This window comes from Silvimonas sp. JCM 19000 (assembly GCF_054652575.1).
Genome location: NZ_BAAIHC010000006.1, coordinates 19,723 through 41,130, shown reverse-complemented (window position 1 = coordinate 41,130; position 21,408 = coordinate 19,723). Strand labels below are relative to the sequence as shown.

The following is a 21,408-nucleotide window of genomic DNA, read 5'->3' as shown; positions in this document are numbered from 1 at the left end:
GGTTTCAGATCTCGGACCATTCCCGCAGCAAGTTGTGATACGTCGCCGCCAATGCCACGGTTTCTTCACTTTCGCCATGACGTGCGCGCAGTGCATTGATGGCCTGGTCCAGGTCGTACAGCATCGAGCGCTGATGGTCGTGGCGCACCATGCTTTGCAACCACATAAACGAACAAACCCGCGTGCCGCGCGTAACCGGCGTGACGCAATGCACGCTGCTGGACGGGTACAGCACCATATCGCCCGCAGGCAGTTTGGCGGCGTGCTCGCCATAGGTATCGCGCACGGTCAGTTCGCCGCCTTCGTATTCATCCGGCTCACATAAAAACAGGGTGGCTGATAGATCAGTGCGCACCCAGCCATGCGGTGCGTTCTTGACGGCGCGGACCGCGCCATCGACGTGAAAACCATAGTGTTCCTGGCCGTCAGCGTCGTAGCTGTTAAACATCGGCGGGGCCACGCGCAAAGGCAGCGCCGCCGAGAAATACATGGCATTGCGCGCCAACGCCGCCTGCACCATGTTGCCCAGTTCAATCGTGACCGGATTGTCGATCGGCAACTGCTTGTTGCGCTTGACCGTCGCACCTTGCGGGCCCGCAGACATGCGGCCATCGACCCAGGGCGCGGCATCAAGACGGGCGCGTAGTTGACGAACTTCGTCCTTGGTCAGGACTTCTGGAATATGAAACATCATGGCTAGGAGACCCCGTAAAGCGAGCGAATTCTCGTTGGCTGGTTAAGACAAAAGCCACCCGGGCTGGCGCGGTCCACGTCGGCAGAACGCACCAGCGGCGAGTGGCGGGCAGGGCTTAGTACGACACGTTGGCGGTCAGCAAGGCCGTGCGCGGCGCGCCCGGCGTGTAGCGATAGCCGCTCTTGTTGATGGACAACACGTAGTCTTCGTTAAACAGGTTGTAGACGTTGAGCTGCATGGTCAGATTGCGACTGACCTTGTAGCTGGCCATCGCATCCACCACCCAGTACGCGTCGGTGTGTGTCGGCGTACCAATGGCGCCATCGGTACCCTTGGCCAGACCGCCGACGTAACGCGCACCACCGCCTACGGTAAAGCCCTTGGGCAGCGTGTAGGTGGTCCACGAGGTGAAGGCGTTCTTCGGCGTATAGGTCATCACTTGCGAACCATCGGCCGCTACGGCAGTGCCGGCTTCAACCGTCGCATCCTGATAGATGTAACCGGCGGTCAGCGACCAGTTTGGCGTGATCTGGCCTTGTGCGGTCAGCTCAACGCCTTGCACCCGCTTTTTGCCGATCTGGGCGTAAGTGCCATCGCCGACGGCGCTGACTTCGTTATTGATGTCGGTGCGGAACAGCGCGGCAGTGGCCAGCAGGCGTTTTTCAAACAATTCCCACTTGGTGCCGATCTCGCCGGTCTTGGCTTTTTGCGGGGCGAAGTCGACACGGTTGGCGCTGTTGCCGGTCGGCGTTGCCGCCGCCAGGGCAAAATTGGAGCCGCCCGGGGGCTGTTGCGACAGCGCAAAGTTGACGTACACATTGCCCTGCTCGTTGATGTGGTACAGCGCGCCGGCTTTCCAGTTGACCAGATTGCCGCTGGTATCGGTATTGATGGTTTGCACTGGCGTGCCCGTGGCGGCGCCGGTCGGGCATGCGACGACGGTGCGGCTGGTGCCGCCGCACGCGGTGGCGCTGTCGTAGTCGGTCTTGTAATGGTCAACGCGGATGCCGCCGTTGATTTCCCACTTCGGCGTCAGCGCGATGGTGTCAAAGGCATAGGCCGCGATGGTGTCGGTGGTGCCGTGGGCATCCGCGCCGTTGCGCCCGTAGTTGGTGGCCGCGACATTGCTGTTGGGCGAATAGATGCTGACCGCTGGCTCAACCGCCGTGGCGTGGCCAAACACGGTTTGTTCTTCCCGTGTTAATTCAAAACCCGCGCTCAGATCGTGCTTGAGCGAGCCGGTGTCGAACTTGCTGGTGATATTGGTCTGGTTGCTCAGGATCTTGTTATCGGTGTCGTTGACGTTGGCGCTACGTGCCATCAGCCAACTGGTCGGATCAGCCGTCACCTTGGTCAGGCTGGTGGTTGCCAGCATGAACGAGGTCGCCATGTAATCCTGTTTGGTTTCGCCATAACGCGTGATGTTGCGCAGCGTGGTGGTCGGGTTGATCTGATGCTCCACCTTGACCGTCGCCATGTCTGTCTGCGAATTGTCATGGTCAGTCGTCAAACCGTAGTTGTTATGCGTGTCGACCTTGGGCGCCGTGGCCAGCGCGGCATAGGCGCTGCCGGGTGCGGTGTAGCCGGGCAAACCGATGGTGGGGATCAGGCCATCCGGCGTGTTGTTCTGTTTGACGTGCAGAAAATCGACATACACGGTGGTCGGCGTATTCAGGCCGAAAGCCACCGACGGCGCAATGCCCCAGCGCTGGTTGTCGACGCCATCCCGGCCCGCCACGTCTTCTTTGTGGCCCATGATGTTCAGGCGCGCGGCGGTGGTGTCGTTGATGGCGTGGTTGTAATCGACGGTGGCACGGGTGTAGTTGTTGGTGCCTACCACCGCGCTGGCTTCCAGATCGTCCACCAGCGTCGGCTGCTTGCTGATCAGGTTGATCGAGCCAGTCGGCGCGCCGCGACCGTAATCGCTGCCCGAGGGGCCCTGGATGACTTCGACTTGCTCGGTGTTGAACATGTCGCGGTGCGTTGTGTTGGTGTCGCGGATGCCATCGACGTAGATGCTGTTCGAGGTATCGAGGCCGCGCATATAGATGGCGTCGCCGCTGGCGGTGCTGCCGTTTTCACCGGCATAGAACGTACCGGCACCCGCCACGTTGCGCATGGCATCGGTCAGCGTGGTGGCGTTCTGTTCTTGCATCACCTGTTTGGTCACCACGGTAACGGTTTGCGTGGTATCGACCAGCGGTTGGGTAAATTTGGGCGAGGCCGATTGCGTGGCCTTGTAGCCGTTGTCTGCGCTATCCACCACATTGACGGTCGGCAGCGTTGCGCTGCTGCTGGCGGCGGCGTCCGCGGCGTGGGCGGGCATGCTCAGCATCAGGCCAGTTACAAACGTGGCGGTGCTGAGCCCGGCGATAGAGCTGATCGCGGCGGCGCTGCGGCGTGGTTCCAGTTTTCGGGCTTTTATATAGGTCATTTTCTTGTCACAAGTCTGGGTGGATAAGACTGCGCCGGGCCGGAACTGGCAGGATTCCGGGCGCCCGACACGGCAGTGCGCTGGTCCGCAACGAGAGAGAGAGTCGCTGAGGATTTGTACGATTTTGTACAGATGTTGCTTAGCGGGCACCGATAATAATAACAATCATTCCTATTTGCAATTACGCAATAGACCGAGTGACTGGTTGTGGCGTGATAAGCCGGAAGCGGATCAAAAAACAGGGCGGATTGCCATTTCGAGACAAGAGGGCGTACGCGGCAAACAGAGGGTTTCGTCAGCGAAAAGGTGCCGAATGGCCGTTCGCGCATAGATCCGGACAAATGCTTGATTGCGGACGGGCGTGGCCGGTCACGTTCACATATGTCGCAAAAACGCCCAGCAATCAGGCTCGGCCGGGCATGGCCTGGGCAGCGGAACTGCGCGCATAAGACGCAAAAGCGCCGCGTGACCCGGCCGGTGTTGCATCGGCCATCACGCGGCGCTCCAGCAGTAGCGCACCGTTAAAGTAACGCCAGTTTCAGTGCAGAAAATCCACGATCGCCTTCGTGGTCGGCTCGGGTTGTTCTTCCATCAACCAATGGCCGGAGCCGGGGATGACCAGGCCGGTTACGTTGCTGGCCGCCGCCTGGGCTACCGTTGCCATGGTGGTGCCAAACGATGCCGCGCCGCCGATGGCCAGTACCGGCATCGGCAGCGGGCCTTTTTGCAGATAAGCGTGGTTATCGATCACATCCTGGTCGAAGGCGTGAAATTGCTCGAAGCCTGAATGCATGGCGCCGGGGCGGGCGTAGAGTTTGGCGTAATGCTGGCGCGAGGCTTCATCAAAATGCTTGGGGTCGGCGGAAAACTCATTCCAGAAGCGATCCAGATAAATCCGTTCGCGGCCTTTGACCAGGCGTTCCATATCCGGCCCGCCAAAGCGGAAATGCCACAGCAACGGGCTTTTCAGGATTTCATCCCACGGCCCGACGCCAGGTAAGGGCGCATCCATCAACACCAGATGCGGCACGCGTTCGGGCTGCTCGGCGACAAAGGCATAGGCCACCATATTGCCGATATCGTGCCCGACCACGTCCACCTGGCCGATATGCAAGGCATCGAGCACGCCAGCAATATCGCGCGCCTCATTTTTTTTGTCGTAGCCGCCCGCGGGATGATCAGACAGCCCCATGCCGCGCAGATCCGGCACGATCACCGTGTGGTCGGCCACCAGCTTTGCCGCCAGTGGCTGCCACATGTCGCCGGTCTCGCCAAAACCATGCAACAACACCACCGCCGGCCCATGGCCACCCACACGCACAAAGATTTTTGCGCCATTGGTGCTGATGATCTGGGTCTTGAACGACGGCGGAAACGGCAATACCCCAGCCGCTGCACTGGCCGAAACCACGGCTGCACAGACGGTGAACCATGCAAACAGTTTTTTCACAGCGCTCTTCCCATAGCAAAGCCCGACGGGGCCGATGGGATTAACCATTGCACGGATATTTGTCCGCCACAATCAACGAGCAAAAGGGATGAGACGGGCGTCTGTCTAAGGGCCAGGATTGCGGCTATTCGTAGTTAAGCGTAAAGATCATCGAGGCATTCGCCGGGCCAGCCTTGATCAGCTTTTCGGTCTGCACGTAGCGCGCCTTCAATGAAATGTCGAATGAGCCACCGCCGTAGTTGTACGCATTGAAAACCTGCGGCTGACTCAAGGGCAAGACTGCGCCCGATTCGCCAAGCATTTGCACGCCGACGCCCCCCGCACGGGACGAACTATCCAGTTTAACGATCGAATTGGCGGTATCGACAACAGGTGTAACGGGATCAATGGTGTAGCGAACCTTGTTGATGCCAGCAGGGCAGCCTGTAAGTTTGATTTTTACATCCACCGAGCGGGTGCCGGTGCCCACCCCGGCAAAATCCGTGCTTTTGTAATCGCCCAGCGTGACCGGCACATCCGATACGCTGCATGCCACCACGGTGGTCGAGCCAGAGACTGCACCGCTATACATGTTGGGAAGGTTTTCGTAGGGGCCCTGGTTGAGCTTGGAGACCACAGAGACCGAGGGAAATGACACCAGGGTGGCAGCGCCAATGGGGCCGGTTTTGATGAACTCGACGGAGGTGCCAAGACGCCATTCCGAATCAGTGCCGTGCATGATGTGGCATTTGAGTGGCAGCGAAGAATTGGTAATCCCCATGTCGAAGACAACGCCGCAGTCATCGGGCCCCGCGCTAACTGCAAAGTGATAGCGGACGCCGATGCCAGCAACATTGGTCGGATAAACATCATTAAAGCCCGCTACCGGCGGCACTGACGTCGAGAGTGTCAGGTAAGTATCACGGTCGTGCTCGGTGTCGACGCCGCATTTAAAGCTATAGCCAGGCCAACCACCAAACTTGCCCCAAAGCGAACTGCCGACGACGGCATCGCGAGGCACCGGGCGCGCGCCGACCTCAACGCGATAGTTTCCGATGTCGCCGTTGGCCCGACAGCTCATGTCTGCCATTGCGTTGGCGCTGCACAACAACACGAGCAAGCTCGCTGCCAGCAGGCCAAACATTCTTTTTATCGCCGTAGTCATGGTCATCGTCGCGACTGATTTGAAAGCTGGCAAGCATGCATCAAGTCACTTGCGAATCCGGATAGGAAACGTCTGATAGCCTGGCCATTCAAGAAGAATGGTCGCGCCTTGCCGCTGTCCCGCAGGATACTTCGCCCGGCACAGGCAGATGAACGGCAGGGCCGCCCCTGCTCCGGCCAGCTTTAACTGGCGCTGCCGTCGGGCGTCGGGTCATTTGCGCGCCACCAGCGGCGCGATGCGCGCACGGCATATCTGGCGCGGTAATCCGACGGCGTGTGCCCGGTTTCGCGTTGAAAAATACGGCGGAAGGCGCTGGCGTCCTGGTAGCCGCATTGCTCGAGGATGTCGGGCAAATCGGCCACCGTAACCTCCAGCAATTGCCGCGCGCGCTCGACGCGCAGCTTGTGCAGATAGTCCAGCGGCGTCATGCCCTGCACATCCTTGAAATGGCGTAATAGCGTGCGGGTGCTGACTGCCGCAGCGGCGGCGGTGGCGTCAAGGCTGTAGGGCTCGCGGATGTTTTGTTCCAGATATTGCCGCGCCTTGTACACCACGCTGTCACGCGTGGGGCCGGATTGCAGCATGGCCGAGTGCTCAAAGCGGCTGGGCTGATACAACAAGGCGTTGCCGCACATTTGCGCAATCTCGGCGCCGACAAAATGGCTGATCAACTCCAGCATCAGTTGCACATGCGCAGTCGGGGCGCCGCTGCAATAAATACGGCCGTCCACGCTGACGGGGCGGTCCATTTGCAGATTGACCTTGGGGTAATGCGTGGCAAACCAGCCCGCGATCATCCAGCTGATGGTGGCGTTACGCCCATCCAGAATGCCGCTACGTGCCAGCAAAACCGCGGCGTTGAACCCGCCCGCAATCAGAGCGCCCTGTTGATGCCGTCGGCCGATCAGTGCGATTTCGGCGCTGGCGGCAGCCAGCATCTGGTTGAGATGCGGCACGTTCTGCATAGCCAGCCCCGGCACCAGCAGCACGGTTTGCTCCGGCGTCAGATCGGGCGGCGGCGAGCCGCGCTGGGGATAGTCTTGCCAGCCCGGCAGGCTGAGCACGCGGCCGCTGGCGTCGATCACCTGCCAGCTGAAGGGCAGCCCGCGTTTGCGTGGGTTGTGTAAACGCCACAATCGGTTGGCCACCATCAGCACATCCATGCAACCAAACAGGGTGCCGAGCAGGCAATCGGGGCTGTAGAGCAGATCAAAATGCGCGGGTTTCATGGGCTGTCATGGCGAGATCGGCTTGAGTTCTGGCGATTATGCCAGTGTTGGCTTGCGCGTGGATAAACCGCTGCGGCTGCAAGGCGCATGGATATTGCGCCAGCAAACGGCCGCGTCAGGCGCCGGCGTTATGGCGAAATCAGCTGCAAGGATGGCGGTTTTTCCCTGCTGGAAAACAAATTCCCGTCACTAGACTGATCCGCGTTTTGAGTGTGTTGGCCTCTGCCAGAAGGAGGAGCCAGCACGCGGATCGCTGCCCTGTGCAGCACTTACTAATGACGGAAACTGCCATGTCCACATTGCCCGGTGTCATCCCCGAAATCGCCGCCCACGAGGCCGAATTTATCGCATTGCGCCAGCATATCCACGCGCATCCCGAACTGGGTTTTGCCGAAGTGCAAACCAGCCAGCTGGTGGCCAGCAAACTGGCCGAATGGGGTTATGAAGTCACCACCGGCGTGGGCGGCACCGGCGTGGTGGGGCGGCTCAAGCTGGGCAATTCCAGCCGCACGCTGGGTATACGCGCTGATATGGATGCGCTGCCGATTCATGAAGAAACCGGTCTGCCCTACGCCAGCAAACACGCGGGCACCATGCATGCCTGTGGTCATGACGGCCACACCGCCATCCTGCTGGCTGCCGCGCATCATCTGGCTAAAACACGCCAGTTTGATGGCACGCTCAATCTGATTTTCCAACCGGCCGAAGAAGGCCTCGGTGGCGCGTCGCGCATGATTGCCGATGGCTTGTTCGAGCGGTTTCCCTGCGATGCGATTTACGGTCTGCATAACGGCCCGACGCTGCCGGTGGGCACATTCATCGTGCAACCGGGCGTGATTGCCGCGTCGTCCGATACCGTGCGCATCACGCTCACCGGCAAGGGCACGCACGGCGGTATGCCGCATCAGGGCGTCGATCCGGTGGTGGCGATGGCGTCCATCATCATGGCGCTGCAAACCATCGTGTCGCGCAATATCTCGCCGGATCAGCCCGCTGTCATTACCGTCGGCGCGGCCAACGCCGGTAGCGCGGCCAATGTGGTGCCCGATACCGCCACGCTGGCCATCACCGTACGTACCTTCAACCCGGCGGTGCAACAGCAGATCGAAGCGCGCCTGCGTGAGCTGGTGGAACACCAGGCGCGCAGCTTTGGCGTGACGGCGCAGATCGAGTGGCTGCCGATCAGCCGCGTGCTGATCAACCATCCGGCCGAGACCGCCTTTGCCCGGGCCGTGGCGGAGCGCATGGTCGGCCCCAAAGGCTTGATTCCGATCCCGTCGGGCGCCATGGGCGGCGATGATTTTTCGTGGATGCTGGAGCAGCGGCCCGGTTGTTATGTGATTGTCGGCAACGGCGTGGGCAGCGAAGGCGGCTGCATGATCCACAACCCCGGCTACGACTTTAACGACAGGATTCTTGGCTTTGCCGCCAGCTTCTGGGTGAACCTGACTGAGGATTACCTGCGTGGCTAAGCCGCTGCCGTTCTCGTCCGGCGGCGGGGCCATCGCCAGTCTGCCTGCCAATTCATGGCCGCGTCGCCGCACCATGTTGCTGCTGTTTCTGGCGATCATGATCGTGGCGGCCGACAAGTCGGTGTTTGCCTTTGCCGGTGTGCGCATCATGGACGATCTGCAACTCAGCCCCACCGTGTTTGGTGGGCTGGGCAGCGCGTTTTTTGTGCTGTATCCGGTGGCCGGCGTGGCCTGCGGTTTTCTGGCAAACCGGGTGGCAGCGCGCTGGATTTTGCTCGGCCTGGCGCTGATCTGGGCCGCTTGCCAGCTGGGCGTGGCCTTGGGGCATACGGTGACCGGGCTGTTTATCTGTCGCTTGCTGCTCGGCATCGGCGCCGGCCCGTCCACCGCGCTGATCCAGCATGCCTGCTTCAAGTGGTTTGCGCCGCAGGAACGCGTGTTACCTGCCGCCGGGATCAATACCGGCTTGATGGCGGGGATCTTGCTGTCTGCCGTTACCTTGCCGTGGTTGATCAGCCATCACGGCTGGCGCACCGCCTATGCCGTGCTGGCGGGTTTGAGCCTGGCATGGGCCCTGTTGTGGCTGTGGCTGGGCCGCGAAGGCCAGGTGGCCGAAGCCGCCCAGCATCTGGTCATCGATACCGAAATGGATGCGCAGCCATTGCGCCATGCCTATCGCCATCTCTTGCTCAATCGCAGTTTTATCGGCGTCACCGTGCTGGGCTTTGTCGGCTATTTGCTGAGCGGGCTTGGCTTTAGCTGGAACCCGGTCTGGATGCAGAAGGGGCTCGGTTACAGCGCGCAGCAAACCGGCGTACGCGTGATGTTGATCATGTTGTTGGTCATCGGCTGGATGCTGGCGGTGTCGTGGTGGTCGCAGCGTTTGTTAAAGCGCGGCGCCAGCCAGCGCCTGACGTTGGTGGGCTTGCCAGTGGGTTGTTGCGTGATCGGTGGCGTGGCGTTGGCGCTGTTGGGACTGCATCTGCCGCTGGGCGCGCTGGGCAAGTTGGTGCTGGCGGGGGTGGGCATGGTGATGCTTAACGTGCAGCAAAGTTTTGGCATTACGGTGTGCGGCGAATTCAGCCCGCCCGCGCAACGCGGCGCCGTGTTGGCGGTGCATCTGGCGCTGACGACTTGCGCCGGGATGGTGGCGCCCGTGCTGGCAGGCTACCTGGTGCATGCCGCGCATGACGATATCGCCTACGGCTTTGAAAACACGCTGGCCGTAGTCGGCATGGCGACTGTCATCGTGGCCCTGGCCTGCCTGCGCTGGGTCGATCCGGCCGCCACCCGCCGCCGACTACAACTGCGGGAGGCCGCACGCCGCCGCTAAACCGTCGCTTATCTCGCAACCGCTTTTTCCGCTGTGCCCTGGCGCTGTCCGCCAGACATTCAACCTGCCTCATTTCAAAGAACGGGAATGACATGAAACATGTAATGCGCAAGGCTGTGCCCGGATCGGTTCACAAGGTCCGGTTTAACAAGAACGCCTGTGGTGCCGCGTTGGCGCTGGCCTTGTGTAGTACGGCCGGGGCGGCCGAACTCACGTTTGGCACGCTGGATAGCGGCCTGGGCGACGGCAAACAGTGGTCGCTGGGCCCGGCCACGGTGACGGTCAAAGGCGCGGTGTCGGCCGGGATGGTGGTGCGTACCGATACCCCGCATTACAGCAGTGGCGACGGCATGAACACGCAGAACGATGGCGAGCTTAATTACGATAAGGGCGATACGGCGTCGCAAGCGCTGGAAGCTTATCTGCAAGCCGATATCAAAGTGGACGACGCGGGCCTGTTTGTCAGCGGCAAAGGCTGGTATGACTACGCGCTCAAGCATGACAACGTGGCGCATGGCAGCGTTGCCAACGGCTACAGCGCCAATAGCCCGCTGAGCGATAACGGTTTTGTGCCGCTTGATCGCTTCAGCAATGCGGTGCTCGACGATTTGTATGTCTATAACACCTTCCACTTTGGCGATCAGTCCTTGCTGGTGCGGCTGGGCAATCAGGAAATCCCTTGGGTAACCCCGACCACCATCGGCGGCGGCATCCAGCAAATCAACAGCATCGATTACTCGGCGCTGAGCCGCGCCAGCTCGATCGCCGAAGAAGCCGCCGTGCCCGCGCCCACGCTGTATGCCCGCTACACGGTCAACCCCGCGCTCAGTTTTGATGCCTTTTATATCTTCCGTTTTGAGCCCAACGCGTACCCGGGCTGTGGCACTTTCTGGTCAACCAGCGACTACGCCCAACAAGGTTGCGACAAGATGACCCTGAATGGCGCCTTGCTGAGCGCGATTACGCACAAATCGGTCAGCACGACCGACGCGCAGTCGATCACCAACCCGCTGGATTATGTGGCGCGAGGCGCGGATAAAAAGTCCAACAAGGGGCAGTACGGCGGCAGCGTTTCGGTGATGTTCGACAACGTGGGCTTGTTTGGTCTGTATTACGCGCATTACTCCAGCCGCAGCGCGGTCACCGGCGATGTGCGGACTGGCGCGGGCGTGTTGACGCCGACCGCCGCCAACCTGGGCCTGGCCACACCGACCGGCATCGCCAGCTACTACGAACGCATCTACCCGACCGATATCGATATGTTCGCGCTCAATTTCAAAACACGCTTGCCGGACGGCACCGGCGTGTATAGCGAATTCAGCTATCGCCCCAATCAGCCGATTGCCTGGAACGGCTCCGACTTTATCTCCGGCTTGCTGGCCGGCACCGGCCCGTTGGCATGGCTGGCCAAAACGCCAGTCGGCTATGAGGCGCGCGGCTATGACAATTTCAAAGTGGCGCAATGGAATATCGGCGCGGCCAAACCGTTGGGGGACTGGTACGGTGGCAAGCTGTCGTTGTCGGGCGAAACGGCCATCAAATACGTGGCGGGCCTGCCAGATAGTTATGTGATGCGTTACGGCCGCGTTGGCTTTGGGGTGGCGCCCAGCAGCACGTCCAGCGGCTGCAGTGGCTCCGCGCTGACCTGTTCGCTCAATGGCTTTGTCACGACCTCGTCCTGGGGCGCGCGCGCCAAGCTTGATGACAAATTCAATAACGTATTGAACGGGCTGGATCTGGATGCATCCGTCGCCATGGGTTATGACATCCACGGTTATTCGTATGACGGGATTTTCTCGCAGGGGCGGCGCACGGCTTTGTTTAACCTGCACGCCTTGTGGCAGCGCACTTATACGGCAGATCTGACCTGGCTGCGCACGGGCGGCGGCGATTACAACATTGTGGATGACCGTAGCTTTGCCATGGCCAGTGTCGGCGCGCGGTTCTGATTAACGCCCGCAACGCCTTACAGTTTTTGCTGTGCAACGCAGCCACTGCTCGCATTGAGCAATAGAAGCGGGGCCCGACGCCGTCCCCTTGTCGCCGGGCCCGCTTTTCCACATCGCCTTACCCTTACTCGGTTGCCGTGGCTTAGAACGCGCGGCCGAAGCCCACGCCCACAATCCACGGATTGATCTTCAGCTTGCCCAGGCTGCTGCCTGCAGCAGAAACGTCGGTATCCATCTGTACTTTCTTCACGTCCACGTTAAAGAAGTACGTTTTGTTCATCATGATGTCGACACCGACCTGCGCCGCCAGACCAAAGCTGTTCTGATCGATATCCACATTGGTGCCATCCGGCAGATGCAGGTCGGTCTTGTAGAACCGGGTGTAGTTAACACCGACACCGGCATACGGACGAATCTGCCCTTGCGGGTTGAAGTGATATTGCAGCGTTACGGTCGGGGGCAGCGCGTAGGTGGTGCCCAGCTTGCCGATATCGCTGCTGATGGTGTGGCGGCTGGTGCCGAGGATCAGCTCAGCGCCAATGTTGTTGGTGAACATATAGGTGAAATCGAGCTCAGGCACGGTGGCGTTGCCGACGCTGGTGTTCACGGCGGACAGCGTGTTATCGGTGCTGACATCAGGCTGCACGCTGATCAAACGCAGGCGGGTAATCACGTCACCGGCATCGGCCATGGCAACGGCGGGCAGTACACAGGCGGCGGCTACGGCGGCCAGAATTTTTTTGTTCATTGGGTAAGCGTCCTGATTGAGGCGGGTGATGCTGCTCGCTGCAACGGCGCTCAATGTAAGGATTCCCGGCCGGGTGACGATTGATCTAAATCAATTTCATCTGCAATTTGTGCAAATGGTCAGATTCGTCTGATGGTGTGTTGCAAATAGACGTGGTTGTGGCGGCTTTCGGTTGGCCCGGCTTATGGCTAATCTAGCGGCACTCCCTTTATCCGGAACGCCCCCATGGTCACCTTTGAAACCCAACGCCAACTGCACGCCAGCCCGGCCGCCGTCTTTGCCGCCATCCAGAACCCCGAGCGCCTGGCGCGCTGGTGGGGGCCGGCCGGGTTCAGTAATGAGATCGATGAAATTGATTTTGCCGAAGGCGGGCGCTGGGTTTACACCATGATCGGCCCGGATGGCACACGCTGGGCCAACGAATCGGTGTTCCGCCAGATCGACCGCGATCGCCGCGTGGTGATCGAACACACCGCCACCCCGCATTTCACCCTCAGCATTACGCTTGATGCCGCCAACGGCGGTACGCGGGTCACCTGGCGCCAAAGCTTTGTCGACCCTGCCGTGGCAGAGGCGCTGCGCCCCATTGTTGAGCCCGCCAATGAACAAAACCTGGACCGGCTGGATGCGGAGGTAGGACGCGGTTAAGGCGCTGCTCTCCAAAAAGACAGTCTGGTATATTAGCTTTCATTAATTGAAAATAATTACCCTTGTCGCGCCACGCATTCGAGCGTAACGCGCGAGCAAAATCGCCACTTTGTAGTCGGCTAAGTGCTTTCTACACCACATTTTTTTGTCAGCTATCTGTTCTGTTTTGCGCAATTTGTTGTTGTAAGTAAATAATTGCCTTACAGACGAATGCGCCCCCCAGCTTTCGTGCCCTATCTTCACCCCACACGAAAGGCAGGACGAGCATGGACGCAGCCACCAGCAATATCGAGACGATCGTTCCCGACGGCGTTTTCATTTATTCGCGTACCGATCTGCAGGGCATGATCGTCGAAGCCAACGCGGCTTTTGCCACCATCAGCGGCTATACCCAGGCGCAGATGGTGGGCCAACCGCACAATCTGGTGCGCCATCCCGATATGCCCGCCGCCGCGTTTGGCGATCTGTGGCGCACGCTCAAAGCAGGCAAGCCGTGGCGCGGCCTGGTCAAGAACCGGCGGCGCGATGGGGGCTTTTATTGGGTGATTGCCAACGTGTCGCCGGTGCGCGAGAACGGCCAGGTTGTCGGTTACCAGTCCATCCGCCTCAAACCCACGCGTGCCCAGATCAAAACCGCCGAAACCTTGTATGCACGTATGCGCGCAGGGGATGCCAGCCTGGCGCTGGACCACGGCCATCTGGTCAGACAACGCTTTGCCTGGTTGCGTCCGCTGCGCAGCTTGCAAGGCCAGATGCTGGTGCTGGGCGGATTCTTGCTGGCGTTTAGCGTCGGCGGCGCCGCATGCCAGGCAATGGGCGTGGATGTGGCGTGGTTGGCATGGCTGGCGTTTGCGGCATCGGGCGCCTTGGGTTTGTACGTACTGGCCTGGTTTAGCCCGCGTCTGCATCGCGATCTGCGCCATATCGCCCACTATCTGAACGACGTGTTATCCAGCGGCCGTTTGACCGCGCACGGCGCCGTCGAACGGCATGATCTGATCGGCGATATCGGGCGCATGACTTATTCCTTTGTGGCTTCGGTGCGCGCCACGGTGCAATCGGTGGCTGATGCGATGACGCATGTGGCCGATGCCACCAGTGATGTGGTGACCGGGGTGAGCGAAATCGACAAATCCTCGCAAACGCAGAATGCGGCGATCTCGGCGTCGGCTGCGGCGGTCGAGCAGATCACCACCGCAATTCAGGAAGTCGCCGCCAATGCGCGCCTGACGCAAGAATCCGCCGATACCACCCGCAGCGCTGCCATCGAAGGCGCGCAACGTTCCACCCGGGCCAGCGATGAAATCACCATCCTGGCGCAAACCGTGCAGACCGCAGCCCACCAGGTGGAGCAGTTGGGCCGCAGCAGCGGCGAAATCGGGCGGATTGCCGCCACCATTAAAGAAATTGCCGACCAGACCAATTTGCTGGCGCTAAACGCCGCCATTGAAGCCGCCCGCGCCGGTGAGCAAGGCCGTGGCTTTGCGGTGGTGGCCGATGAAGTACGCAAACTCGCATCCCGCACGCGCGAGGCCACCGATGAGATCAACGGCCTGATCGACGTCATCCAGCAGGATGCCCGCCAGGCCGTGACAGGCATGCGGGTTGGCGTAACGCAGATGTCCGAAAGCGCGGAGCTGGTGCACGATGCCCGCCATTCGCTGCAGAACATCAACGAGCATATGCAGCACACCACACATCGCGTTAATGACATCACGCATTCATCCAACGAGCAGGGCACGGCCATGACCGAGCTGGCGCAAAACGTGCAGCGCGTGGCGGCCATGAACGAACAGAATGTGGTGGTGGTCGAGCAAACCATCGCGCGGGTGGATGTGCTGGAGAACATGCTGCAACGCATGACCAAGGCGGTGAAGCAATACGAGGTGTGATGGTAGGGTGCGTTACCCCCGGCTTTTCGGGGCAACGCACCATTTTCAGCGGCCAAAGAAGCGCGAGGTTTCCCGCACCACCACCTGCGACTGATCCTGGGCAGCGACAGTAAATTCCACCGCATGGCTACCGGGCCCGGCGTGTGCAGCATCCACATGCAGCCGCACGTTCACCTCGGCGCTGCTGCCGGAGGCGATATGCACCGGCCCACGCTGGTCCACCAGCACCTTGATGCCGTCCAGCCCACTGGCCTTGATCTGGAAGTCATGCGCGTTGACGTCGGCGTTTTCGATTTGCAGCACATAGCTGTTCTCCAGCATGCCGTCCTCCGCTTCGCGCACCAGCGCCACACGTTCACGCGCGATATTCAGTTTGACCGGTGTGCGCTGCCATAACGCCACGCCGCTGATAACGACGGTGGCGAGAATGATCGCCGCATAAATCAGCACACGCGGGCGCAGCAACCGCATCCAGGCATCACCCGGCTGCACCGTGCCCGCTAACAGATTTTCGGTACTGAAGCGGATCAGACCGCGCGCGTAGCCGACTTTGTCCATCACCTCGTTACAGGCATCTGCGCACACGCCGCAGTTTATGCATTCATATTGCAAGCCATTGCGGATATCGATGCCCACCGGGCAGACCTGTACGCACAGCGTGCAATCGACACAAGCACCCAGCCCGGCCGCCGTGGCATCGGCATTCTTGCTGCGGCCCCCGCGTGGTTCGCCGCGTGCCGCATCGTAGGAAACCACCAGCGTATCGGCATCAAACATCGCACTCTGAAACCGCGCATACGGGCACATGTATTTGCACACTTGTTCGCGCAGCCAGCCTGCGTTGCCATAGGTGGCAAAGGCATAGAACAAGGTCCAGAACAGTGCGTAACCGCTGGCCGTCCATGTCCAGATATCGCTGGCAAGCTGGCGCATCGGGGTGAAATAACCAACGAAGGTCAGCCCCGTCCACAAGGCGAACGTCAGCCATGCCGCGTGTTTGCCCGCCTTGATTGCCAGTTTGCGGGCGCTCAACGGCGCTTTGTCCAGCTTGATGCGGGCGGCGCGGTCGCCTTCAAACCACTGCTCGATCCAGACAAAAATCTCGGTATACACCGTCTGCGGACAGGAAAAGCCACACCACAAACGCCCACCCACCGCCGTCCAGGCAAACAGGCCGAACGCGCATAACACCAGCAAGGCGGTCAGATAGATAAAGTCTTGCGGCAAAAAAATCAGGCTACCCACATAAAACCGCTGCGGGCCCAGATCAAACAGTAGCGCCTGATGCCCGTCGATGTTCAGCCATGGCATGCCAAAAAAGAACAGCTGCGTGGCCCAGACCCAAAACCAGCGCCAACGGGTAAACACGCCGTTGGTTTTGCGCGGCTGGATTTTGTGATGGCGGCCAGTAAGACGGATTTCGGCAGGCGCCAGGCTGGCGGATGCGGCGGAAACATGAATCGGGATGCCTTTAAAGTGGTTGTCGCTGCGTGGGCTGGGCATGGTGAGATCAAGAGAGTGATAAAGCGGATGGGCCTTTGCCAACGCGGCGAGCGCAAGCAAGGGCGGGATGCTTGCAGTCTGGCCATTTGCCCGGATCAGTAACAGAATCAGGAATTGAAAATTTTTGCGTATCAGATGAGCACACGCCCCGCATGAAACGCTACGAAGAGATTGCCGAACTACTCGCCGCCGACATCCGCAGCGGCCAGCTCGCGCCCGGCGCGCGTTTGCCTTCCATCCGCACCGTCACTGCCCGCTATCGGGTTAGCCCCGCCACCGCTTTCGCCGCGTATTACCGGCTGGAAGAACGCGGCCTGGTGCGGGCGCGTGAACGCTCCGGCTACTTTGTGACGGGGGCCGCCGACGGGCCGCAGGCGCCCGCAGAAACGCAACCTGCCAGCCGCAGCGCGCTGGTATCGGCCGAGGTGGATATCAGCGAGCTGGTGTTTACCGTGCTGGAATCCGCCCAGGACCGGCAGATGTTGCCGTTGGGCTCGGCGTTTCCGTCACCGCTGTTGTTTCCGCTGCCCAGGCTGGCGCGATCGCTGGCCAGTGCCGCCCGCTTTATTGATCCGTGGGATACCGTCGCCAGCATGTCGCCGGGCAACAAGGCGCTGCGCCAGCAGATTGCGCTGCGCTATCTGGGCATGGGGCTGCCGCAGTCACAGGATCAGATCATTGTTACCAACGGCGCACTCGAAGCGCTCAATCTGTGCCTGGCTGCGGTCGCCCAGGCGGGCGATCTGATCGCCATCGAATCGCCGGGCTTTTATGCCGCATCGCAAGCGCTGGAGCGCCTGGGCATGCGCGCCATCGAGATTCCGGTCAGCGCCCGCGACGGGCTGGATCTGGACGCGCTGGCGCGTGCGCTGCAACAACATCCGGTCAAGGCCTGCTGGTTCATGACCAGTTTCCAGAACCCCATGGGCGCCAGCATGCCCGCCGAGAAAAAACGTGAGCTGGTGCGCTTGCTGGAACAGCATGACGTGCCGCTGATCGAGGACGATGTCTACGGCGAACTGTACTTTGGCCGCAGCTATCCGCTGCCCGCCAAAGCCTATGACCGCACCGGCCTGGTCATGCATTGCGGCTCGTTTTCCAAAACGCTGGCGCCTGGCTATCGCATAGGCTGGGTCGCGCCCGGACGCTATGGCCAGCAGATAGAACGGCTGAAACTGATGACCACACTCTCGGCCAGTGTGCCCGCGCAAGTGGCCATCGCCGATTATTTGCACGGCGGCGGCTACGACAAACATCTACGCAAACTACGCCACAACCTGGAAACGCAACTGGGCCAGATGAACCAGGCGCTGGCGCGGCATCTGCCGCAAGCGGTGTCGATTTCGCGGCCGCAAGGCGGCTACTTTGTGTGGGTGGAACTGCCGCCGCAGTTTGATGCGCTACAACTGCAACGCGCCGCCGCCGCGCACGGCATCAGCATCGCGCCCGGGCCGATTTTTTCGCCGGGCCGGCAGTATCGCAATTGCATCCGGCTGAACTACGGCGCGCCGTGGAGTGCCGCGTATGAGCAAGGGATGGCCACGTTGGGCGGGCTGATTGCGCAGGCCCTGGCTTAGCCCGGCGTGAATTGCAGCGAAATGTATTGATCTGTGCAAAATGCGACACAGTAGATACATATAGACGTCAGCGATGCGACAGCTCATTAGGCGCTGCTTATACTTGGCCGCTTTCCAGTGCGCAATCACGGGCCTTGGTCCCGCTTGAATAACGATGAATAAATCGCTTTTGCTCGCAGCCTGTCTGCTGTTTTGCAGCAGCCTGGTGCCAGCTGCCTCGGTCCATCAGTGTGTAGTGGGCGGGCAAACCGTGTTTCAGGACACGCCGTGCAGCGGTGCCAGTGTTGATACCGTCAAAGAGATCAAATCCGCCACCGGCGCCGCGCCGCCGCGTCATAGCACTCCCTATGGACGCTGGCCCGACCCGCTGTCGGCGCAGGCCATGGCGCGCCCGCCTGATCGCATGCAGCCCCCTGCCGCACACGCCGATGCCGCACAGATCGGCTTGAGCCAGGGCGCGCAGCTTATCGCCGAAGGTCAGGCGCGACGGGACGCCGTGCTCAACGCCATCAAGCAGAAACTTGATGCCGTGTCTCCGGCAAGGCCGGTGGCCCAAGCACCCGGGCAGCCGCCTGTTGAGTGGGGTTTTCGGGCCGAGGTGGCGTTGGTTTCCACCTATGACGTGCTTGATCCAGCCTGTGAAGGCAATCCCGATTGCGATAGCTCGGGACTGGCGGATGCGGTACCGCGTCGCGCCGATGTCGAAGTGGATCGGCCAGGCAAAAATGTGTTGCTGGTGCTGACCTCGGCCCACGCGCTGGCATGGCACGTCCGGGCCACACCCGGCACCCATATCACCGGTGTGCTGTATGGGCATCAGAATCAAACGGGCTCCAGCTCAGTGACGGCGGCCTTGCCGACGCAACAGGTCAGCTGGCCCTATGTGCGCCACGCCGGTACAGAGTCGTACGCGATCCTGCGTGCTCTCTATCAGTGGTTTGGCTTGCGGCAGATTGATATGTACGCGCTGCCGTTACAGATTTCCGGACCGGTACGTGTGGGCAGCGGCACGCAGCGTGCGCAGGTGCAGCCCGACTGGACCCTGGATGGATGGCCAGTACAGCCGCCCATGCACGAACTCGCGTTTCAACTACGCACCAGCGATGGCGCATCGCGCGACTGGACCGCTCGTGGCGCGCGTGTTCCGGGCCCGATGCGATATCTGACAGGCCACACCGCGGTCGCGCCCGCGGTCGGTGACTATGAGTATGAAGCGACGGCAGAACGCGGCAGTTGTCTGACCGCGATCGACAAACGCACCCACGCGCGCACGCCCCTGGCCTTGCCCGCAGATTTTCCTGAATGTGAGGGCGGCGAGGCCCTGGCGCTGGATACCCAACGCCATGTGTTGCTGCTGCTCGGTAGAGGCAGAAATCCCACCTTGTATCGCTTCGATATGCTGCGGCAGCAATGGCTGGGGTTTGAGCAGACGCCAAATCTGAGACTGTCGGCGCTGGCCTATGACGCGGTGCATGACCGCTTTGTCGGATGGGACATCACCGGCCCGCTGTATGTCTTGTCCTGGCGCGGCCAGGTCCAGGCCAGTTACAACCTGGTTGGCCGCTTGCCGATGTTCAACCGCGTGTTTGACCGGGATGCAGGCTGGAGCCCGACATTGAACCTGGTGGCGCAGGGCGACGATGTGCTGTTGATCGCGTGGACACCTGCGCACGACGTGCTTTATGTCTGGGACTACAACCTGACGCAGCCGCGTGGACGGCTTACCTATAAAGCGCAACGCGGTGCCGCCTGAGCGAGCACTGGGCCATTCAATAAAAACAAGATTGAGAGAGCGAAATGAAACGGGCGTTGCTGTGGGCGGTGGTGGGGTGCTGGAGTTCAATGGCGCTGGGCGCGTCGGTTTATCAGTGTCAGGTGTCCGGGCAAACGGTGTTTCAAGACGTGCCCTGCGCGGAGGGGGCGGGCAAGCTCAGACAGATACAAGCGCCGACCGAACGCATTACGCCTGTCGCCCCGCGAGTATCTGCGCCTTCTCACGACGAGCTGACCCTGACGCAACGACGCTTGCAACGGATCACGCAAGCGGCGCAGCCCGCTTTGGCCGCACCGGGGCTCACAACGCCGCCGACGCCTGCCATGCCAATTGCGTCGGCCAATAAAGCGTGGGCGCAAAACGCCGAAATCGCCTTGGTCGCCACCTATGGCGGCGCACGTGCCTGCCCTGACGGGCGTTGCAATGGGGGTAATGATCCGGCAACGCCTGGGGCACGCCTGACGCGTTTGCCGGCGCCTGCATCGGTCTATGTGACGGTGGATCGTCCCGGCAAGAAGGTCATGCTGGTGCTGACCTCGTACGAGGCAGTCACCTGGAATGTCAGCGCGACACCAACCACCCAATTAAGCGGTGTAGTTTTTGCGCAAAGCTCAAGCAGCACCGGTATCAGCCAGATCAATACCACCGCGCCCAGGCAAAAGCTTGCGCTGGCGGTGCCCTATGAGGGTAAGGGGGCAGACATGGCAAGCGCGCTGCGCACGCTTGATCAGCAATTTGGCGTGCGCAAGATAGACCTGTTTGCCGGGGCCTACCGCCTGGAAGGACCGGTGCGGATAAGCCAGCCTGCTCACAACCCTGAATGGACCCTGGAAGGTGCCCCGATCACAGCACCGAACCAGTCGATTGCTTTTCAGCTCACCGCGGCCGACGGCAGCGCCGTGGACTGGACCCTGACCGGCCCACGGGTCAAGCGAGCCGGTGGCTACCTGGCGGAAGGCAAAAAAATCTTCCCCCCCGGCCCTTATAACTACGAGATCGCGAGCGGTAGCGGGCGCGATTGTCTGGCCGTGGTCGACAAGAAAACCGGCGCCCGCACTTTTGCCACGCTGCCTCCGGCGTTTCCGGAATGCTCCTGGGCCAATGATCTGACCTGGGATGCCAAACGTAATCTGGTTACCGTGATCAGCTTCGGCGGCGCCGGTGTGTTGTATCGCTACGATGTCGCCCATCAGCGATGGCTCGATTTCGGCTCGATGCAGGATATTGATGCCAACTCGATCAGCTACGACCTCAGTCGGGACCGTTATCTGGCATGGACCCAAAATGGCGAAATCTTGCTGCTGTCGGCAAATGGCACCCCGCAAGCCCGCTTGAAAGTGGAGGGCAAGCTGCCGTTGCTGGACCGCGTATTCAGGCGTGATGCTGGCGATATGACACGGCTCAGCGTGTTCGGGCACGGAGAAGAGGCCGTGCTGGTGGCTTATTCTGGCGACAACGTGCGCTATGTGTGGGAATACAACATCCCCAGCGGCCGCGGCACATTGACCTATAAAGCGCCGGAAACCCAGTAATCGCCCCCCCTGGCGCCTGATCGGGTGGG

General features: G+C 60.9%; 15 protein-coding genes. 8 read left to right on the top strand and 7 right to left on the bottom strand.

Annotated features, from left to right (window positions below):
• Nucleotides 1-4: 4 nt before the first annotated feature.
• From ACYQ1A_RS07450 to ACYQ1A_RS07430, 5 genes are all read right to left on the bottom strand, one after another.
• Nucleotides 5-694, bottom strand: a complete 690-nt coding sequence (locus tag ACYQ1A_RS07450) for a Fe2+-dependent dioxygenase (RefSeq protein WP_062225223.1) — start codon at nt 692-694, stop codon at nt 5-7.
• Nucleotides 695-809: 115 nt separating this feature from the next.
• On the bottom strand, nt 810-3,128 hold the full coding sequence (locus tag ACYQ1A_RS07445) for a catecholate siderophore receptor Fiu (RefSeq protein WP_499361409.1): 2,319 nt from the start codon (nt 3,126-3,128) through the stop codon (nt 810-812).
• A gap of 538 nt (nt 3,129-3,666) precedes the next feature.
• On the bottom strand, nt 3,667-4,578 hold the full coding sequence (locus ACYQ1A_RS07440) for an alpha/beta fold hydrolase (RefSeq protein ID WP_499361407.1): 912 nt from the start codon (nt 4,576-4,578) through the stop codon (nt 3,667-3,669).
• A gap of 124 nt (nt 4,579-4,702) precedes the next feature.
• On the bottom strand, nt 4,703-5,701 hold the full coding sequence (locus ACYQ1A_RS07435; protein ID WP_499361405.1) for a fimbrial protein: 999 nt from the start codon (nt 5,699-5,701) through the stop codon (nt 4,703-4,705).
• A gap of 203 nt (nt 5,702-5,904) precedes the next feature.
• Entirely contained in the window at nt 5,905-6,951 is a 1,047-nt protein-coding gene (locus tag ACYQ1A_RS07430; RefSeq protein ID WP_499361404.1) for a GlxA family transcriptional regulator, read from the bottom strand.
• A gap of 290 nt (nt 6,952-7,241) precedes the next feature.
• Here ACYQ1A_RS07430 and ACYQ1A_RS07425 point away from each other — a divergent pair, with 290 nt between their 5' ends.
• From ACYQ1A_RS07425 to ACYQ1A_RS07415, 3 genes are all read left to right on the top strand, one after another.
• Nucleotides 7,242-8,423 (top strand): M20 aminoacylase family protein, encoded by a 1,182-nt coding sequence (locus ACYQ1A_RS07425; RefSeq protein ID WP_499361402.1) that lies wholly within the window; start codon nt 7,242-7,244, stop codon nt 8,421-8,423.
• Nucleotides 8,416-9,756 (top strand): MFS transporter, encoded by a 1,341-nt coding sequence (locus ACYQ1A_RS07420; protein ID WP_499361401.1) that lies wholly within the window; start codon nt 8,416-8,418, stop codon nt 9,754-9,756. Before ACYQ1A_RS07425 ends, ACYQ1A_RS07420 begins: the two co-directional genes overlap by 8 nt.
• Before the next feature lie 92 nt (nt 9,757-9,848).
• Nucleotides 9,849-11,705, top strand: coding sequence for a DUF1302 domain-containing protein (locus tag ACYQ1A_RS07415; protein WP_499361400.1), 1,857 nt, complete (start codon nt 9,849-9,851; stop codon nt 11,703-11,705).
• A gap of 142 nt (nt 11,706-11,847) precedes the next feature.
• Here ACYQ1A_RS07415 and ACYQ1A_RS07410 read toward each other — a convergent pair whose 3' ends face one another.
• Complete coding sequence (locus tag ACYQ1A_RS07410) at nt 11,848-12,453, bottom strand: OmpW/AlkL family protein (protein WP_499361399.1); 606 nt, start codon at nt 12,451-12,453, stop codon at nt 11,848-11,850.
• Nucleotides 12,454-12,678: 225 nt separating this feature from the next.
• Here ACYQ1A_RS07410 and ACYQ1A_RS07405 point away from each other — a divergent pair, with 225 nt between their 5' ends.
• Entirely contained in the window at nt 12,679-13,101 is a 423-nt protein-coding gene (locus ACYQ1A_RS07405) for an SRPBCC domain-containing protein (protein WP_062222737.1), read from the top strand.
• Nucleotides 13,102-13,367: 266 nt separating this feature from the next.
• On the top strand, nt 13,368-14,993 hold the full coding sequence (locus ACYQ1A_RS07400; RefSeq protein WP_499361397.1) for a methyl-accepting chemotaxis protein: 1,626 nt from the start codon (nt 13,368-13,370) through the stop codon (nt 14,991-14,993).
• Between the two features lie 45 nt (nt 14,994-15,038).
• Here ACYQ1A_RS07400 and ccoG read toward each other — a convergent pair whose 3' ends face one another.
• Nucleotides 15,039-16,496: a cytochrome c oxidase accessory protein CcoG gene (ccoG, locus tag ACYQ1A_RS07395; protein ID WP_499361396.1), complete on the bottom strand. Its 1,458-nt coding sequence runs from the start codon at nt 16,494-16,496 to the stop codon at nt 15,039-15,041.
• A 152-nt stretch (nt 16,497-16,648) separates the two neighbouring features.
• On the opposite strand from ccoG, the gene ACYQ1A_RS07390 reads away from it, so the two are divergent.
• The 3 genes from ACYQ1A_RS07390 to ACYQ1A_RS07380 all read left to right on the top strand — a co-directional run bounded on the left by ACYQ1A_RS07390 (nt 16,649) and on the right by ACYQ1A_RS07380 (nt 21,379).
• A complete protein-coding gene (locus ACYQ1A_RS07390) occupies nt 16,649-18,073 on the top strand; it encodes an aminotransferase-like domain-containing protein (RefSeq protein WP_499361395.1) in 1,425 nt (474 codons plus the stop codon).
• Between the two features lie 154 nt (nt 18,074-18,227).
• Nucleotides 18,228-19,826, top strand: coding sequence for a hypothetical protein (locus ACYQ1A_RS07385; protein WP_499361393.1), 1,599 nt, complete (start codon nt 18,228-18,230; stop codon nt 19,824-19,826).
• Nucleotides 19,827-19,870: 44 nt separating this feature from the next.
• The gene (locus ACYQ1A_RS07380; protein WP_499361392.1) at nt 19,871-21,379 is read left to right on the top strand and encodes a hypothetical protein; all 1,509 of its coding nucleotides are present in this window, start codon (nt 19,871-19,873) and stop codon (nt 21,377-21,379) included.
• Nucleotides 21,380-21,408: the final 29 nt, after the last annotated feature.

Bases quoted from the DNA above. Each gene is read 5' to 3' on its own strand.
- ACYQ1A_RS07450 (WP_062225223.1), bottom strand. From the start codon at position 694: ATGATGTTTCATATTCCAGAAGTCCTGACCAAGGACGAAGTTCGTCAA.
- ACYQ1A_RS07445 (WP_499361409.1), bottom strand. From the start codon at position 3,128: ATGACCTATATAAAAGCCCGAAAACTGGAACCACGCCGCAGCGCCGCC.
- ACYQ1A_RS07435 (WP_499361405.1), bottom strand. From the start codon at position 5,701: ATGTTTGGCCTGCTGGCAGCGAGCTTGCTCGTGTTGTTGTGCAGCGCC.
- ACYQ1A_RS07430 (WP_499361404.1), bottom strand. From the start codon at position 6,951: ATGAAACCCGCGCATTTTGATCTGCTCTACAGCCCCGATTGCCTGCTC.
- ACYQ1A_RS07425 (WP_499361402.1), top strand. From the start codon at position 7,242: ATGTCCACATTGCCCGGTGTCATCCCCGAAATCGCCGCCCACGAGGCC.
- ACYQ1A_RS07415 (WP_499361400.1), top strand. From the start codon at position 9,849: ATGAAACATGTAATGCGCAAGGCTGTGCCCGGATCGGTTCACAAGGTC.
- ACYQ1A_RS07410 (WP_499361399.1), bottom strand. From the start codon at position 12,453: ATGAACAAAAAAATTCTGGCCGCCGTAGCCGCCGCCTGTGTACTGCCC.
- ACYQ1A_RS07405 (WP_062222737.1), top strand. From the start codon at position 12,679: ATGGTCACCTTTGAAACCCAACGCCAACTGCACGCCAGCCCGGCCGCC.
- ACYQ1A_RS07400 (WP_499361397.1), top strand. From the start codon at position 13,368: ATGGACGCAGCCACCAGCAATATCGAGACGATCGTTCCCGACGGCGTT.
- ccoG (WP_499361396.1), bottom strand. From the start codon at position 16,496: ATGCCCAGCCCACGCAGCGACAACCACTTTAAAGGCATCCCGATTCAT.
- ACYQ1A_RS07390 (WP_499361395.1), top strand. From the start codon at position 16,649: ATGAAACGCTACGAAGAGATTGCCGAACTACTCGCCGCCGACATCCGC.
- ACYQ1A_RS07385 (WP_499361393.1), top strand. From the start codon at position 18,228: ATGAATAAATCGCTTTTGCTCGCAGCCTGTCTGCTGTTTTGCAGCAGC.
- ACYQ1A_RS07380 (WP_499361392.1), top strand. From the start codon at position 19,871: ATGAAACGGGCGTTGCTGTGGGCGGTGGTGGGGTGCTGGAGTTCAATG.